We start from the raw sequence: 14,349 nt of genomic DNA on the forward strand, positions 1-14,349 counted from the left end.
CGCACCAGTCAACACCGGACGGGTTCTCGGTGGCAGGGCTTGCGGTCGGGCCTCAGTCGGCGGGGAAGAACGGGGTCACGGCGGCGCCGAAGGACCGCGGCTGCTCGACCCAGGGGTAGTGGCCGCAGCCGTCGAGCACGATCGCCTGCCCGAGTGGGAACCGCTTCGCGAGGTCGAGGACCGGTGCGAGTCCCGTGAGGCCGTCCTCGGATCCGGCGACGACGAGCACGGGCGCGGCGAGGTGACGGAGCGCGTCACGGAGGTCCTCGACCTCGTCGGGCGTCGGCGTGTGGACGAAGGCGTCCTGGGCGACCGGGTGCCAGGCGCCCAGTCGCTCGTGCTCCTGCGCCGTCTCGTTCCAGTCGCCCCAGGCGATGGGGGCGACCGCGGGGAAGAGCCGGTTGCCGGTCGCCGAGTCCGGTGCGGCGAGCAGAGCGGGGAGCGCGTCGAGGAAGTCCTGGTACCAGTCCGCAGCGGCGTGCCGGGCGATGATCTCGGCGCTGTCGTCGTCGGCGTCCACCAGCCAGGTGGCCGGAGGGGTGACGAGGCACAGACGGTCGAGGTGCTGCGGGTACCGGGCGGCGTAGCTGATCGCGACCCGCGTGCCGGCGGAGTGGGCGAGCAGCTCGAAGCGGTCGAGGCCCAACCACAGCCGGACCGCTTCCACGTCCTCGGCGAGTTCCGGCCACGTCGCCGTCGTCCCGGCCGGGCCGGCGTCCGACTCGCCGACCCCGCGCTGGTGGAGGACGATGAGCCGCCGGCGTGCGCTCAGGCCGCCGAGGTCGCCGAGGTAGACCGGGTGACGCGCCGGTCCGCCGGCGAGCACGACCAGCGGCGGGAGGGACTCGTCGCCGATGAGGTCGACGTGCAGGCGCGTGCCGTCGTGACTCGTGAGGCTCGGCATGGTGTCGGTCGTCGTCGCGTCAGGAGACGCGGGCGGCGATGTCGGTGCGGTACTGCCCGCCCTCGAGCTCGATGCGCGACAGTGCCTCGTAGGCCCGGCCCCGCGCTTCGGCGAAGGTCGACCCGAGCGCCACCACGTTGAGCACGCGTCCGCCGGTGGCGACGAGTCCGCCGTCGACGTCCGCCGTCGCTGCGTGCACCAGGTGCACGCCCTCCACGGCGACCGCGGCGTCGAGCCCGGTGATCCCGCGTCCGGTGACCGGCGTCTCCGGGTAGTTCTGGCTCGCGAGCACCACGGTGACCGCGCTGGCTTCGGCGAACGCGGGGCGCGGCTGCTCACCGAGGGTGCCGGTCGCCGAACCGAGGAGGAGCGCCGACAGCGGCGTCACCAGGCGGGGGAGGACGACCTGCGTCTCGGGGTCGCCGAACCGGGCGTTGAACTCGATCACCCGGATCCCGCGCTCGGTGAGGATGAGGCCGGCGTAGAGCAGCCCCTGGAACGGGTTGCCCTCAGAGGCCAGCTGACGGACGACCGGCACCGCGACCGTCTCGAGCACCTCGTGGACGAAGGCGGTCTCGCTGCCGAAGCGGTTGTCGAGCCACGGCAGCGGCGAGTAGGCGCCCATGCCGCCGGTGTTCGGTCCGGCGTCGCCGTCGAGCAGGCGCTTGTAGTCCTGTGCCGGGGAGAGGGGGAGGACCGTCTCTCCGTCGGTGATGAAGAAGAGGGAGACCTCCTGGCCGTCGAGGAACTCCTCCACGAGGATGCCGCCGTAGCCGAGCCAGTTGGTCGCGTGCTGGATGGCCGCTTCGCGGTCGTGGGTGACGAGGACGCCCTTGCCGGCGGCGAGGCCGTCGGCCTTGACGACGTAGGGGGCGCCGAACTCGTCGAGGGCGGCGATCGCCGCGTCGAGGTCCTCCGCCCGGACCGCGCGGCCCGTGGGCACTCCGGCTTCGTCCATGATGCGCTTGGCGAAGGACTTGGAGCCCTCGAGGGCGGCGGCGGAGCGGTTGGGGCCGAAGACCGGGATGCCGGCAGCGCGCAGCTTGTCGGCCACGCCGGCGACGAGCGGCGCCTCCGGGCCGATGACGACGAGGTCGACCGCTTCGTCGCGGGCGAAGTCGCGCACGATCGACGGGTTCTCCTGGTCGAGGCCGACCACGGTCACGTCGCCCGCGATCCCCGCGTTGCCGGGTGCGGCGATGATGTGGTGCCCCGCCTCTTCGGAAAGGAGAGCCTTGATGATGGCGTGCTCGCGGGCACCGGAACCGAGGACGAGGATCTTCACCCGTCTAGCTTAAGGCGCAATGCCCTAGCCTCGGATGCATGGTCAGACCCAGGATCACGGACGCCGTCGGCCGTGCCGCGCTCGAGCAGGCGCTCGGTGACGGTCCCGTGGCGCGCACCGACACGGCGACCGCGGTGCGGTACCTGCTGGAGCTGCTCGTCGAGCGGGCGCCGGGCAACACCGTCGAGGTGCGGGTGCCGCCGTTCGGAGCGGTGCAGTGCATCGAGGGCCCGCGCCACACCCGGGGAACACCGCCGAACGTCGTCGAGATGGACGCGTCCACCTGGCTCGCCCTCGCCTCCGGTCGCATCGACTGGGCGACGGCGATGGCCGGAGGGACGGTCCACGCCTCGGGGCAACGGGCGGACCTCTCCGGTCTCGTGCCCCTGCTCCTGCCGCGCTGACCTGAGGCGCCGACCACCACCGGGCCGCCTGCAGTGGCCTCCGGGTACATTGGTGCGGTGACCTCCAACATCGATCCCTCGCCGAGCCGTCCCGACGACGCCGAGCCTCTCGGCACCCACGATCCCGTCCACGCCGTCGAGGAGACGACGCTCGACGCGACGATCGTCATCCCCACGTACAACGGCGAGATGTACCTGGAGCAGATCCTCATCGCGATCGAGGGGCAGGAGTACGACGGGACCTTCGAGACCCTGGTGATCGACTCCGGTTCGACCGACCGCACCCTCGACATCGTCGCCGCGCACCCGGACGTCCGCCTGCACATCATCCCGAACAGTGAGTTCGGTCACGGCCGGACCCGCCAGCTAGCTGCGCGGCTCGCGCGGGGGAAGTACGTCGCCTACCTGACGCACGACGCGATCCCCGGCGACTCCCGTTGGTTACACGAACTCACCGCGCCACTCGACCCCGATGGCATGGACGTCGTCGCGGTCATGGGCAAGCAGATCGCCCGCCCGACCTGCTTCCCGCTGCTGAAGTACGAGATCACCGACGTCTTCAACAACTTCGGGCCCGACTTCGGGACGACGGTCTTCGCGAACGACGGCTTCGCCGACGGGAACGGCGGCCTGCTCGACGCCCTGGCGTTCTACTCCGACGTCAACTCGGCCACACGGCGGGACCTCCTGCTCGGCGACATCCCCTACCGCGACCTGCCGTACTCGGAGGACATGGCGTTCGGCGCCGACATCATCGCGGCGGGCCTGCGGAAGGCGTACGCGCCGCGCGGATGGGTGATCCACTCCAACGACCTCACGCTCGACGAGTACCGCAAGCGCATCTTCGACGAGACGACGGCGCTCCGCCGGATCGGCAAACCGGTCGCTCGACTGCGGCGCTCGCGGCAGATCGGGTACACCGTCGTCGGTGCCCTGCGCGACGCGAAGCGGATCGTCCGTGACCGGCAGTACGGCTGGAAGCGCCGTGCGTACTGGTTCGTCATGAACCCCGCGTACCACGTGGCGAAGTGGAGCAGCTACTACGTCGCCTCCCGCGTCGACCTGAACGATGAGGCCGCCATGCGCGCCGGATCGCTGGAGCACAGCCGCAAGTAGCCCGTCACGTGCTCGCCCGCGGTCGAGGGGCGCTCAGCCGATCTCGCGGAGCAGAGCGAGCCGACTGCGCGTCCGGACCGCGTCGCGGGCGAAACCACCCCGACCGAGCCCGGGAGCGGCGATGAAGGTCTCCCGGTCGGTCGCCGCGACGGCGTGCAGTTCGACGCCGAGGTCGCAGAGGGCGTCGACGAGGTGCACGAACCGGGCGCGAGCCTCACGGGTGAGGTCGTGGGACGCCGGCAGCGCGTCGAGCACCCACCGGTCGTAGTCCGCCGCCCAGGCGAGGTAGTCACCGACGGAGGTCGGACGCTCGAGGAGCTCCGCGCCGGTGAACCAGACGGTGCCGTCGCCCGCGGCGGCCGCGTGGAAGGTGTGCCCGCTGATCGCGAGCGTCGTCGCCTCGTCGGGCCCGGGACGGTTGAGCCCGACGGCGGCGAGGTGGGCGTCCGCGGCCTCGCCGGCGACGGACCAGCTGCCCCGGGCGAAGCCGTCGCGTCGCCGAATCGGGGAGGAACGGCGGTGATCCGTCGACCCCGCGAGCTCGACCACGGTCATGTTCGCCTCGATCATCGCGATGCCCGGCTCGAAGAGGTGGTGGTACACCGGATCGGGTAGGAGGTCCTGAGGCCGGAAGTTCGAACTCGTCAGCAGGGTCACCTGCCGAGCGAACAGCGCCTCGAGGAGTCGGATCATGAGCATGCCGTCACCCGGATCGTGCACGTGGAACTCGTCGAAGAGCACGACGTCGACGTCGTCCAGCAGCTCGTCGACGGCCTGCTCGACCGCGTTCACGACCGCTCCGGCGGCCGCGCGGGAGCCGGCGCCCGGTTCACCCGTCGCCCGTGCGGTGTCGGCGGCCTCGGTGCGGAGCCGATGGATCGAGGCGTGCAGCCCGCGGAAGAAGGAGTGGAAGTGGACCCGTCGTCTCCGCGGCGTCGGCAGGGCGGCGAAGAACGTGTCGAGCAGCCAGGTCTTCCCGCGACCGGCGGCACCCCAGAGGTACAGGTGGGCGGGCTCGTCCCCGCCGATCGGCAGCGCCGCCAGCCGGCGCACCACCTCGAGCTGTTCGGGCTCCAGCGTGAACCCGGCGTCGCTGGCTGCGGCGTCGACCGCCGCGAGCAGATCCCGTTCGGACGCGTCGTCGGACGGGATCGCCCCGGTCGTCTCGATCGTGTCCACCGCTCGATCGTAGTCGCCGACGGATGTCGGCCGGCGTTCACCAACGGTTCACGGTGGCCGGGATCGTGGGGGAGAATGGACTCATGACAGATGCCACCGGGCAGCCAGCGCCGGAAGCTCAGCTCCCCTCCGAATCCGCCACCGACACCGAGGTAGCGACCGTGTACTCCTCGGGGTCCGTCGCCGTCCGCCGCTCGCCCCGCTACTGGCGGTTCCTCGTCATCGGGGCCTTCGTGGGGATCATCGCGGCCCTCGTCCTCACCTTCGCGTTCCCGACGAGCCCCGACTATTCGCTCACCCAGGTCTTCGGCTTCCTGTTGCTCGTGTGCATCGTGGTCTTCGGTGCCGCCGCCCTCGGGATCGGCCTGCTCATCGACCGCTCGATGGCCCGACGGACGCGGATCGTCCGAGCGGATAGAGTTGACGTGCATCCAGCCGGAACCCCCGCGGCAGACGCGGAGCCGACCGGTTCCGCGAGTGCCGAGCCAGGTGAGTCCGGCCCCCCGAATCCACCCACCGCAGAAGGTTCAGGACGGTCATGACCTCATCCACCACCTATCGGGAAGCCGGTGTCGACACCGCAGCCGGTGACCGCGCCGTCGACCTCATGAAGGCGGCCGTCGCCAAGACGCACGGCCCCGAGGTCTTCGGTGGGTTCGGTGGCTTCGCCGGCCTCTTCGACGCGTCGGCGCTCACGTCCTTCCGTCGCCCGCTGCTCGCGACCTCCACCGACGGCGTCGGCACGAAGGTCGCGATCGCGCAGGCGATCGACAAGCACGACACCATCGGTCAGGACCTCGTCGGCATGGTCGTCGACGACATCGTCGTGGTGGGCGCGAAGCCGCTCTTCATGACCGACTACATCGCCTGCGGCAAGGTGCACCCCGAGCGCATCGCCTCGATCGTGTCGGGCATCGCCCGCGCCTGCTCCGACACCGGGACCGCGCTCATCGGCGGCGAGACGGCCGAGCACCCGGGGCTCCTGGGGGTCGACGACTACGACGTCGCCGGAGCCTGCACCGGAGCGGTCGAAGCGGATGCGATCCTCGGTGAGCACCGGGTGGAGGACGGCGACGTCATCCTCGCCCTCGCGTCCTCCGGTCTGCACTCCAACGGCTTCTCCCTCGTCCGCCACATCCTGGCTCAGGCTGGTGTCGGTTACGGCGACCACAGCGACGAGCTCGGCACCACCTTTGGTGAGGCGCTCCTCGAACCGACGCGTCTCTACACCCTCCCGCTCCTGCGCCTGCTCGACGCCCCCGCGTTCGCCGGCGGTGTGCACTCGCTCAGCCATGTCACGGGCGGCGGCATCGCCGCGAACCTCGCACGCGTCCTCCCGAAGGGCTCCTGGGCTGAGGTCGATCGCTCCACGTGGAGCCCGGCTCCCGTGTTCCGCACGCTGAGTGACCTCGCGGGCTCCACGCTGGAGTCCAGCGAAGGCACCTGGAACCTCGGTGTTGGGTTCTTCGCCGTCGTGTCGCCCGCCCTGGCCGCCGACATCACCACCGCACTCGAGGCCGACGGCATCGCGACCTGGCAGGTCGGAACCGTGCACCTCGGTGCAGACGCCGCCACCCACGACCTCACCGGCTTCGAGCAGGGCGCGAAGGGGGTCGACGGCGGCGCCGTCCGCCTCGTCGGCGCCTACCGCGACTGACGCCACCGCCGCACGTTCCCGCTTCCCTCCGTTCCGTCACTCGCCCAGCACGAACCACAAGGAGTCCCCACGCATGTGCGGCATCGTCGGCATCGTCTCAACCGAGCCTGCCAACCAGCAGGTCTACGACAGCCTCCTGCTCCTGCAGCACCGCGGTCAGGACTCCACCGGTATCGCCACCGCCGACGGCAGCACCTTCCACATGGTGAAGGCGAAGGGGCAGGTGCGGGAAGCCTTCCGCACGCGCGACATGCGCTCGCTGCTCGGCAACATGGGGCTCGGCCACGTGCGCTACGCGACGAAGGGCGACGCCGCCAACGAGAGCGAGGCGCAGCCGTTCTACGTGAACGCGCCCTACGGCATCACGCTCATCCACAACGGCAACCTCACGAACACGCGTGAGCTCAGCAAGGACCTGTTCCACGTCGACCGCCGTCACGTGAACTCCACGAGTGACACCGAACTCCTCCTCAACGTCCTCGCGACGGAGCTGCAGGGGCAGATCAGCGGCCTCGACCTCGACCCCGACCAGGTGTTCAACGCCGTGGAGAACGTCCACGAGCGCGTCGAGGGCTCCTACGCGACGATCGCCCTCATCGCCGGCCACGGGCTGCTCGCCTTCCGCGACCCGTTCGGCATCCGCCCGCTCATCCTCGGGAAGCGCCAGACGGGCTTGGTCGGGAACGACTGGGTCGTCGCCTCGGAGTCGCTCGTCCTCGAGGCCGGCGGCTACGAGACCGTGCGCGAGATCGCCCCGGGCGAGGCCGTCTTCATCACCGCCTCCGGCGAGCTCTACTCCCGCCAGTGCGCCAAGAACCCGCGGCTCGTCCCGTGCTCCTTCGAGTACGTCTACCTTGCGCGGCCCGACTCGGTCATGAACGGCATCTCGGTCTACGAGGCACGGCTGCGGCTCGGCAACCGGCTCGCCGACACGATCGCCGAGTACACGCCGATGGGCGACATCGACGTGGTCATGCCGATCCCCGACTCCTCACGGCCCGCGGCCATGCAGGTGGCGCAGAAGCTCGGCATCGAGTACCGCGAGGGGTTCTACAAGAACCGATACGTCGGCCGCACCTTCATCATGCCGGGCCAGGCCCAGCGGAAGAAGAGCGTGCGCCAGAAGCTCAACGCCATGGGGTCGGAGTTCAAGGGCAAGAACATCCTCATCGTGGACGACTCGATCGTCCGCGGGACCACCTCGAAAGAGATCGTCGACATGGCCCGGCTCGCCGGTGCCAACAAGGTGACGTTCACCTCCGCGGCCCCGCCCGTCCGGTACCCGCACGTGTACGGCATCAACATGCCGTCTCGGCAGGAACTCGTCGCGCACGGGAAGAAGATCCCCGACATCGCGCGCGAGCTGGGTGCCGACAACCTCATCTACCAGGAGGTCGCCGACATGAAGGCCGCCATCCTCGAGGGGTCCGGCATCAGCGACCTGGAGATGAGCTGCTTCACCGGGGAGTACGTGACGGGCACCGTCTCCGAGGAGTACCTCGAGTGGGTCGAGCGCTCGCAGCTCTCCTGAGCGTCTGACCTTCCGCACCTGAACGACGACGGCGCGCGACCCCGGTGGGGATCGCGCGCCGTCGTCGTGTCGCGGGTGTTACTCGGTCGTGCCCGGCTCGGTGGCCGTCGTCGGAGCATCGGTCGGCGTGACCTTCGGCTTCGTCGTGCGCGGCTTCGCCGGTGCCTTCGCCGCCGGGGCCTTCTGCGTACCGTCCGTGGTGGAGGCGGACGTGGTCCGCTTCGTCCCCGTGGCCTTCGCGGCGGGGGCCTTCGCTCCGGCTGTCTTTGGTGAGGCGGTCCCGGTGGAGGCGCGGGTCGAGCTCGTCTTCCGAACCGTGGTGCCGGCGGCCGTCGCGGCCTTGGCGGCGGGCTTCCTCGGGGCCGTCGAGCGCGTCGTCGTCTTCCGCGGTGCACTGACCGTCGCGGCAGGGGCCGCGGCGGCGGACGTCGTCGCCCGGTCGCTCGCGCCGTCGGTGGTGCCCTCGGAGGACACGTGATCGGTCGGCGTCTCACCGTCCAGTCGTGCCTGCGTCTCGTCGGCGGCCGCCGTCACCGTCTCGGTGTCGCCGGTGGCCGTGGACTCGAGGACGATGGACTCGGCCGGTTCGCTCGGCGCGTTGTCCGTTGCGGTCGGCAGGCCGGTGCCGGAGAAGACGGCGGCGAACTGCTCGGTCGGCGTCGGCTCGGTGGTCCGGGGCGGAGCCGGAACGGCAGTGGCGGTGGTCTCAGGCGACGGCTGCTCCTGCGTGCCGTACTGCTGGGTGCCGGTGTACGCCTGGGTCGCCGATTCGGGCGACGGCTGGGCGCCGTATCCGGGCGTCGGGCCGGTCTGGTACTGCGCGGTGTCGTACGAGCCCGTCTGGCGCTGGTACTGCGTCGGGTCGTATGCGGGCGCCTGGACGGTCTGCCCGTTCTGGTACACGGAGGGGTCGTAAGCGGCGGTCTGGCCGCCGGTGTACTGCTGGCCCTGCTCGTACGTGGGCTGGGCGGCGGCCGCACGTGCCGCGGCGCGCTGCTGCTGACGGTCGACCAGACGGGCGACCTCGGCGTCGATCGCATCCTCGGTGATGTGCTTGGACGGCCCGTAGGCGTCGAGACCGACGAACAGGACCGCGATCCCCATCACGAAGATCGGCCAGATCGGCCAGAAGTAGCCCCAGGCGCCCGTGAGGAGCCAGATGACGACGAGGAGGACGGAGACAGCACCCCAGACGGCGAGGAACTGCTTGAAATCGTGTTGCGCCTTCAGGCGCTTCTTGGCGGCACTACGGAGCTCGTCGGTGTTCATCCGTCCAGGCTAGTCTCCGCCTCGTCAGAACTCCATTTGCCCAGGGTCGTCGGAGAAACCCCTCAGCTGCAGGCGACGGCTCCGGCGACGGACGCCACTCGACGAACGGGGAGGACGCGACTACGCGCCCTTCGCCTCGCCGTCGGCGTACTTGTCGGCGTACTCAGCCCACTTCGCGATCTCGTCGTCGTAGCTCTCGTCGACACCCGTGTTCGGGCCGTCGGCGGAGTGTCCCGTGAGCTCGCGCTCCAGCGCGTTGTAGTTCACGTCCGGGCTGAACGACTTGAGCTCACGAGCGATCTTCGTGTGCTTTGCCTTTTGACGGCCACGACCCATGCGAGACCCCCTCATGATTTTCTGACCGGCCGCGCTTGCGGGGCGTCCGGGGCTTTCGCCTACCAGGGAACGATAAAGACTAGCGTTCAGCTTACCATGCTGCCCGTGGCCGGAGCGCTCGTGCGGGAGGACCCGCTCGGCGGGCGGCCTGCACGGCGTGCCGCGCCGGGGGTGGGCCTGCGCGACGACTGGTGGGACGATGGTGGCATGACCGGAACCCTGCACATCACGGGAGACCAGGACGCCGACCGACTGCTGTCCTCGGATCCGCTCGCCCTCCTCATCGGCATGCTCCTCGACCAGCAGGTCCCCATGGAGACTGCCTTCGCCGGCCCGCTGAAGATCCGCGACCGCCTCGGCTCCTTCGATGCTGCGAGCATCGCGTACACCGATCCCGAGGCGTTCGCCGCGGTGTTCTCGACGAGTCCGGCCGTCCACCGCTTCCCCGGTTCGATGGCGAAGCGCGTGCAGCAGCTGTGCTCCGCGATCGTCGAGCAGTGGGACGGCGACGCCGAAGCGATCTGGACCCGAGGCGGACCGGACGGTCAGGAGGTCCTCACGCGCCTGCTGGCCCTGCCGGGCTTCGGCGACCAGAAGGCGAGGATCTTCCTCGCGCTCCTCGGCAAGCGCTACGGCCTGAGCGCCGACGGCTGGCGCGAGGCGTCGGAACCCTACGGCGAGGACGGCAGTCTGCGATCCGTCGCCGACATCGTCGACCCGGAGTCGCTCGCGCAGGTCCGAGCCGTCAAGCAGGCGGCCAAGGCGGCGGCGAAGCGCGCCAAGGAGCAGTGAGGACATGAGCTCCCCGCAGCAGGGTACGGCGATGGTCGTCGGCGTCACACCGCATCAGCCTGATACCGTCCTGCTCGAGGCGGCGTCGTTCGCGCAGGCGTTCGGCTGTCGGCTCCTGCTCGCCCACGTCGACGCGAGCCGGTTCGTGGTCGTCGAGAACGCCGACGGGTCCGTCACCTCGATGCCCTTCGACGCCGATCTCCACGATTTCGACCCGGAGCCCGGCGACCCGGGGATCGCGATCACGGCGCACCGCGTGCTCGATCCCCTCGGGGTGCCGTGGGAGCTGACCCAGCTGGCCGGTGATCCGGCGCGAGCTCTCGGGCGGCTCGCGGACTCGGTCGGAGCCCGGGCGATCATCGTCGGTACCCGGGAACGCGGGCTGCGAAAGGGGATCCTCGAGTTCCTCACCGGTTCCGTGGCCGCCGCGCTCGCGCATCGCCAGGCTCGGCCGGTGATCGTGGTCCCGCTCGCCCCGAGCTCTTCCGCGGACCCGTTGTGGGACGCGTCCCTGGGCGAACCGCAATGACCGCAGGCGCTGCGACCCCGCGCCCGCCGCATCTCCGACCGGCCGTCATGGCGATGGTCGCGCTGGGCGGTGCCATCGGCACGGGCGCGCGGGAGGCCATCTCGCTCGCCGTTCCGCCGGTCGACGGCGTCCCCGTCGCGATCCTCGGCATCAACATCGTCGGGGCGTTCCTCCTCGGCGTCCTCCTCGAGACCTTGCTCCTGCGCGGTCCCGACGTCGGTCGGCGGCGCGACCTGCGGTTGTTCCTCGGAACCGGCGTCCTCGGCGGGTTCACGACCTACAGTGCCCTGGCAGTTGACAGCGGGCTCCTGCTGCTCGGCGGCCGGCCGGTCGTCGGTGTCCTGTACGTGGTCGGCAGCGTGGTGCTCGGTGTCCTCGCGAGCGCGCTCGGGATCGCCCTCGCCCGACGGGCCCGTGGTCGGGGCACGACAGCCGGACCGGTGCCCGACGGCGGCGAGGCCGCATGACCCCGCTGCTGTTCCTCGGGATCGCCGCGGCCGGTGGCGTCGGTGCGGCGGCGAGGCTCGTGGTCGACGGCGTCATCCGTTCACGGCTCGGCGGTGCGGCGCCATGGGGCACCGCGGTGATCAACGTCACCGGATCGCTGCTCCTGGGCTTCGTGACCGCGCTCGCCCTCGGCGGGGTCGTCGACGACAGCTGGCGGCTCGTCCTCGGCGGTGGACTGCTCGGCGGCTACACGACGTTCAGCACCGCGAGCATCGAGACGGTCCGGCTGCTCCAGGACGGGCACACACGGGCGGGCGTCGTGAACGCGCTCGGCATGCTGGTCGTCGCGGTGCTCGCCGCTCTGCTCGGCTTCTGGGTCGGTTCGCTCGTCGCCTGAGCGACACCCGTCACTCGAACCGGCGGTTGTGCCGGACGTTGAGCACGATCGGGATGCCGAGGGCGACGACGAGCAGGAGGATGCTCCAGAACCCGATCTCCGACCACAGGAGGAACACGCCGAACACGCCGAGACCGCCGGAGAGTCCGCGCAGGATGATCGTGAACTGGGGGAGCCGCTGCGGCCGCCCCTGCCACATCGGCAGGGGGGAGTCGGGGTTCGTCGCGATGAGTCGCGCCATCGAGAGGGTGCCGAACACGGCCGCGAGGAAGAGCAGCGAGAGACCCCAGGTGAACATGCCTTCAGTCTGTCAGTTCGTCGGGCACCGGGGAGGCCGCGAGGATGCGCGCCTCAGGTCCTGGTGCGGCCCGTGTTGCGGTCGATGTGCGGCTTCCGCTCGATCGGTTTCTTCACGCGCACGATCTCGCCGCGTCGCTCCTGTCCGGGTAGCGGACGGGACCGGCGGCCGTAGATGAGCTCCGAGGAGTCGAGCAACCACGGCACGAGGGCCACGGTGACGCCGTGCACGAGCATGATCTGGTTGCGGATCCGTGAAGCCCGCCGGTTGTGGAGGAGGCTCTCCCACCAGTGGCCGACGATGTACTGCGGCATGTAGACCGTGACGACCTCGGAGCCGTGCTCCGCGCGGTGGGCCTTGATGTACTTCGCGAGCGGCATGGCGAACTCGCGGTACGGCGACTCGAGGATGACGAGCGGCACGTGGATGTTCTGCTCGATCCACTGCTGCTCGAGCACCTTCGTGGACTCGGGGTCGACCGAGATGTGCACGGCCTCGAGGCTGTCGTGCTTGGCCGCGATCGCGTAGTCGAGCGCTTTGAGGATCGGCTTCTGCATCTTGCCGACGAGGACGATCGCGTGGTCGCCCGTCGCTCCGAAGGTGGTGGTCGGGTCGACCTCGACCTCCTTCTCGACGTCGCGGTAGTAGCGGTTGACGCCCAGCATGAGCACGAAGAGGATCGGCATGAGCACGAAGACGAGCCACGCGCCGTGGGTGAACTTCGTGATCGTGACGACGATGAGGACGCTCGCGGTGAGGAGCGCGCCGAACGCGTTGATCGCGAGGCCGCGGTAGACGGAGCCCCGGTTGTCGCAGCCCTCCCGGAGCATGCGCAGCCAGTGCTTCACCATCCCGGTCTGCCCGAGCGTGAACGAGACGAAGACCCCGATGATGTACAGCTGGATGAGCTGCGTGAGGTTGGCCTGGTAGACCACGAGGATCGCGCAGGCGGCGAGCCCGAGGATGATCATGCCGTTCGAGAACACGAGGCGGTCGCCACGGGTGTTGAGCGACTTGGGGGCGTAGGAGTCGCGCGCGAGGACGGATCCGAGGAGCGGGAACCCGTTGAAGGCGGTGTTCGCGGCGAGGAGGAGGACGCAGGCGGTCGCCGCCTGGATGAGGAAGAACGGGATGCTGTTCGCGCCGAACACCGCGGTCGCGACCTGCGCCATGAGACTCGGCTGCGGCGTGGTCGCGCAGTTCACGAAGCCTTCGAGGTGGCAGGCGTTCTCGGCGTAGTGCACGCGGGAGATGAGCGCGAGGGCGGTGAGTCCGACGAACAGCACGATGGCTGCGCCGCCCATGAGGACGAGGGTCTTCTGCGCGTTCTTGATCTGCGGACGTCGGAACGCGGGGACGCCGTTCGAGACCGCCTCGACGCCGGTGAGCGCGGAGCAGCCGGAGGAGAAGGCGCGGAGCAGGAGCAGGATGAACGCGGCCTGCGTGAGGCTCTCGCCCTGCACCGTGAACTCGGCGCTCGACGCGACCGGTGCGTCACCGAGGAAGGTGCGCGCGAGCCCGGCGACGATCATGACGAGCACGCTCGCGATGAAGAAGTAGGTGGGGATCGCGAAGGCCTTGCTGGACTCGCGGACGCCACGGAGGTTCACGGCCATGAGCACGAGCACGAAGCCGACCGCGAGCTCCACGCGCCACGGGTTCAGCCCGGGGATCGCGGAGATGATGTTGTCGACGCCGGAGGCGACCGACACGGCGACCGTCAGGACGTAGTCGACGAGCAATGCCGAGGCGACGACGAGGCCGGCCTTCTCGCCGAGGTTGCGGTGCGCGACCTCGTAGTCACCACCGCCCGAGGGGTACGCCTTGATGAGCTGTCGGTAGCTCGCGACGACCACGACCAGCAGGATCACGACGCACGCGGCGACCCAGGGCGCGAAGCTCAGGAACGCGAGCCCGCCGAGGGTCAGGATCATGAGGAGTTCCTGCGGAGCGTACGCGACACTCGACAGCGCGTCGCTCGCGAAGATCGGCAGCGCGAGGCGCTTGGGGAGGAGCTGGCCCTCCAGGTTCTCGGTCGGCAGCGGGTCCCCGATCAACCAGCGTTTTGCTGATCGTGGTTCTGTCCCGGGCTCGCGACCCTCAGTTGTCACGAGCGGCGATACTACTCCTTCGTCAAGGGGAGTCAAGCGGAGATGAGCTGGATGGACAGGCATCGTCACCCGACCGTGACGCAGTGTTCATCGA

At 70.0% G+C, this 14,349-nt stretch carries 16 protein-coding genes; 9 read left to right on the forward strand and 7 right to left on the reverse strand.

Annotation, left to right across the window (positions count from 1 at the left end):
* Positions 1-52: 52 nt before the first annotated feature.
* Both ITJ57_RS04945 and purD read right to left on the reverse strand, forming a co-directional pair.
* Positions 53-904 (reverse strand): alpha/beta fold hydrolase, encoded by an 852-nt coding sequence (locus ITJ57_RS04945; RefSeq protein WP_194669112.1) that lies wholly within the window; start codon positions 902-904, stop codon positions 53-55.
* Between the two features lie 19 nt (positions 905-923).
* Positions 924-2,189: a phosphoribosylamine--glycine ligase gene (purD, locus tag ITJ57_RS04950; RefSeq protein WP_194669113.1), complete on the reverse strand. Its 1,266-nt coding sequence runs from the start codon at positions 2,187-2,189 to the stop codon at positions 924-926.
* Between the two features lie 38 nt (positions 2,190-2,227).
* Between purD and ITJ57_RS04955 the strand changes: the two genes are divergently transcribed.
* Together ITJ57_RS04955 and ITJ57_RS04960 are read left to right on the forward strand one after the other, a co-directional pair.
* Positions 2,228-2,593, forward strand: coding sequence for a sterol carrier family protein (locus ITJ57_RS04955; protein WP_194669114.1), 366 nt, complete (start codon positions 2,228-2,230; stop codon positions 2,591-2,593).
* 57 nt (positions 2,594-2,650) lie between these two features.
* Positions 2,651-3,709 (forward strand): glycosyltransferase family 2 protein, encoded by a 1,059-nt coding sequence (locus tag ITJ57_RS04960; RefSeq protein ID WP_370582198.1) that lies wholly within the window; start codon positions 2,651-2,653, stop codon positions 3,707-3,709.
* A 33-nt stretch (positions 3,710-3,742) separates the two neighbouring features.
* Here the strand turns inward: ITJ57_RS04960 and zapE are convergent, their stop codons facing one another.
* Complete coding sequence (gene zapE / locus ITJ57_RS04965; RefSeq protein ID WP_194669115.1) at positions 3,743-4,888, reverse strand: AFG1/ZapE family ATPase; 1,146 nt, start codon at positions 4,886-4,888, stop codon at positions 3,743-3,745.
* Positions 4,889-4,971: 83 nt separating this feature from the next.
* On the opposite strand from zapE, the gene ITJ57_RS04970 reads away from it, so the two are divergent.
* From ITJ57_RS04970 to purF, 3 genes are all read left to right on the forward strand, one after another.
* On the forward strand, positions 4,972-5,430 hold the full coding sequence (locus ITJ57_RS04970) for a hypothetical protein (protein ID WP_194669116.1): 459 nt from the start codon (positions 4,972-4,974) through the stop codon (positions 5,428-5,430).
* Positions 5,427-6,545: a phosphoribosylformylglycinamidine cyclo-ligase gene (gene purM / locus ITJ57_RS04975; RefSeq protein WP_194669117.1), complete on the forward strand. Its 1,119-nt coding sequence runs from the start codon at positions 5,427-5,429 to the stop codon at positions 6,543-6,545. Before ITJ57_RS04970 ends, purM begins: the two co-directional genes overlap by 4 nt.
* A gap of 73 nt (positions 6,546-6,618) precedes the next feature.
* On the forward strand, positions 6,619-8,076 hold the full coding sequence (purF, locus tag ITJ57_RS04980) for an amidophosphoribosyltransferase (protein WP_056008709.1): 1,458 nt from the start codon (positions 6,619-6,621) through the stop codon (positions 8,074-8,076).
* 78 nt (positions 8,077-8,154) lie between these two features.
* Here the strand turns inward: purF and ITJ57_RS04985 are convergent, their stop codons facing one another.
* Both ITJ57_RS04985 and ITJ57_RS04990 read right to left on the reverse strand, forming a co-directional pair.
* Positions 8,155-9,345: a 2TM domain-containing protein gene (locus ITJ57_RS04985; protein WP_194669118.1), complete on the reverse strand. Its 1,191-nt coding sequence runs from the start codon at positions 9,343-9,345 to the stop codon at positions 8,155-8,157.
* 120 nt (positions 9,346-9,465) lie between these two features.
* Complete coding sequence (locus tag ITJ57_RS04990) at positions 9,466-9,681, reverse strand: DUF3073 domain-containing protein (protein ID WP_056008702.1); 216 nt, start codon at positions 9,679-9,681, stop codon at positions 9,466-9,468.
* A 207-nt stretch (positions 9,682-9,888) separates the two neighbouring features.
* Between ITJ57_RS04990 and ITJ57_RS04995 the strand changes: the two genes are divergently transcribed.
* From ITJ57_RS04995 to crcB, 4 genes are read left to right on the forward strand one after another with little or no spacing between them, the layout of a single operon-like run.
* Entirely contained in the window at positions 9,889-10,473 is a 585-nt protein-coding gene (locus tag ITJ57_RS04995; protein ID WP_194670307.1) for an HhH-GPD-type base excision DNA repair protein, read from the forward strand.
* A 4-nt stretch (positions 10,474-10,477) separates the two neighbouring features.
* The gene (locus tag ITJ57_RS05000) at positions 10,478-11,002 is read left to right on the forward strand and encodes a universal stress protein (protein WP_194669119.1); all 525 of its coding nucleotides are present in this window, start codon (positions 10,478-10,480) and stop codon (positions 11,000-11,002) included.
* Positions 10,999-11,469 carry a CrcB family protein gene (locus tag ITJ57_RS05005; protein ID WP_194669120.1) on the forward strand — a complete coding sequence of 157 codons (471 nt, stop codon included), beginning with the start codon at positions 10,999-11,001 and terminating at the stop codon, positions 11,467-11,469. The genes ITJ57_RS05000 and ITJ57_RS05005 overlap by 4 nt, the downstream gene beginning before the upstream one ends.
* Positions 11,466-11,846, forward strand: a complete 381-nt coding sequence (crcB, locus tag ITJ57_RS05010; RefSeq protein ID WP_194669121.1) for a fluoride efflux transporter CrcB — start codon at positions 11,466-11,468, stop codon at positions 11,844-11,846. Before ITJ57_RS05005 ends, crcB begins: the two co-directional genes overlap by 4 nt.
* A gap of 10 nt (positions 11,847-11,856) precedes the next feature.
* Here the strand turns inward: crcB and ITJ57_RS05015 are convergent, their stop codons facing one another.
* Entirely contained in the window at positions 11,857-12,144 is a 288-nt protein-coding gene (locus ITJ57_RS05015) for a hypothetical protein (protein ID WP_194669122.1), read from the reverse strand.
* Between the two features lie 53 nt (positions 12,145-12,197).
* A complete protein-coding gene (locus ITJ57_RS05020; RefSeq protein ID WP_228506495.1) occupies positions 12,198-14,201 on the reverse strand; it encodes an APC family permease in 2,004 nt (667 codons plus the stop codon).
* Positions 14,202-14,349 lie beyond the last annotated feature (148 nt).

The sequence above is a fragment of the Plantibacter sp. VKM Ac-2880 genome (assembly GCF_015351235.1).
In the GTDB taxonomy this organism is placed as follows: Bacteria; Actinomycetota; Actinomycetes; order Actinomycetales; family Microbacteriaceae; genus Plantibacter.

Bases quoted from the DNA above. Each gene is read 5' to 3' on its own strand.
- ITJ57_RS04945 (WP_194669112.1), bottom strand. From the start codon at position 904: ATGCCGAGCCTCACGAGTCACGACGGCACGCGCCTGCACGTCGACCTC.
- ITJ57_RS04955 (WP_194669114.1), top strand. From the start codon at position 2,228: ATGGTCAGACCCAGGATCACGGACGCCGTCGGCCGTGCCGCGCTCGAG.
- ITJ57_RS04970 (WP_194669116.1), top strand. From the start codon at position 4,972: ATGACAGATGCCACCGGGCAGCCAGCGCCGGAAGCTCAGCTCCCCTCC.
- purM (WP_194669117.1), top strand. From the start codon at position 5,427: ATGACCTCATCCACCACCTATCGGGAAGCCGGTGTCGACACCGCAGCC.
- purF (WP_056008709.1), top strand. From the start codon at position 6,619: ATGTGCGGCATCGTCGGCATCGTCTCAACCGAGCCTGCCAACCAGCAG.
- ITJ57_RS04985 (WP_194669118.1), bottom strand. From the start codon at position 9,345: ATGAACACCGACGAGCTCCGTAGTGCCGCCAAGAAGCGCCTGAAGGCG.
- ITJ57_RS04990 (WP_056008702.1), bottom strand. From the start codon at position 9,681: ATGGGTCGTGGCCGTCAAAAGGCAAAGCACACGAAGATCGCTCGTGAG.
- ITJ57_RS04995 (WP_194670307.1), top strand. From the start codon at position 9,889: ATGACCGGAACCCTGCACATCACGGGAGACCAGGACGCCGACCGACTG.
- ITJ57_RS05000 (WP_194669119.1), top strand. From the start codon at position 10,478: ATGAGCTCCCCGCAGCAGGGTACGGCGATGGTCGTCGGCGTCACACCG.
- ITJ57_RS05005 (WP_194669120.1), top strand. From the start codon at position 10,999: ATGACCGCAGGCGCTGCGACCCCGCGCCCGCCGCATCTCCGACCGGCC.
- crcB (WP_194669121.1), top strand. From the start codon at position 11,466: ATGACCCCGCTGCTGTTCCTCGGGATCGCCGCGGCCGGTGGCGTCGGT.
- ITJ57_RS05015 (WP_194669122.1), bottom strand. From the start codon at position 12,144: ATGTTCACCTGGGGTCTCTCGCTGCTCTTCCTCGCGGCCGTGTTCGGC.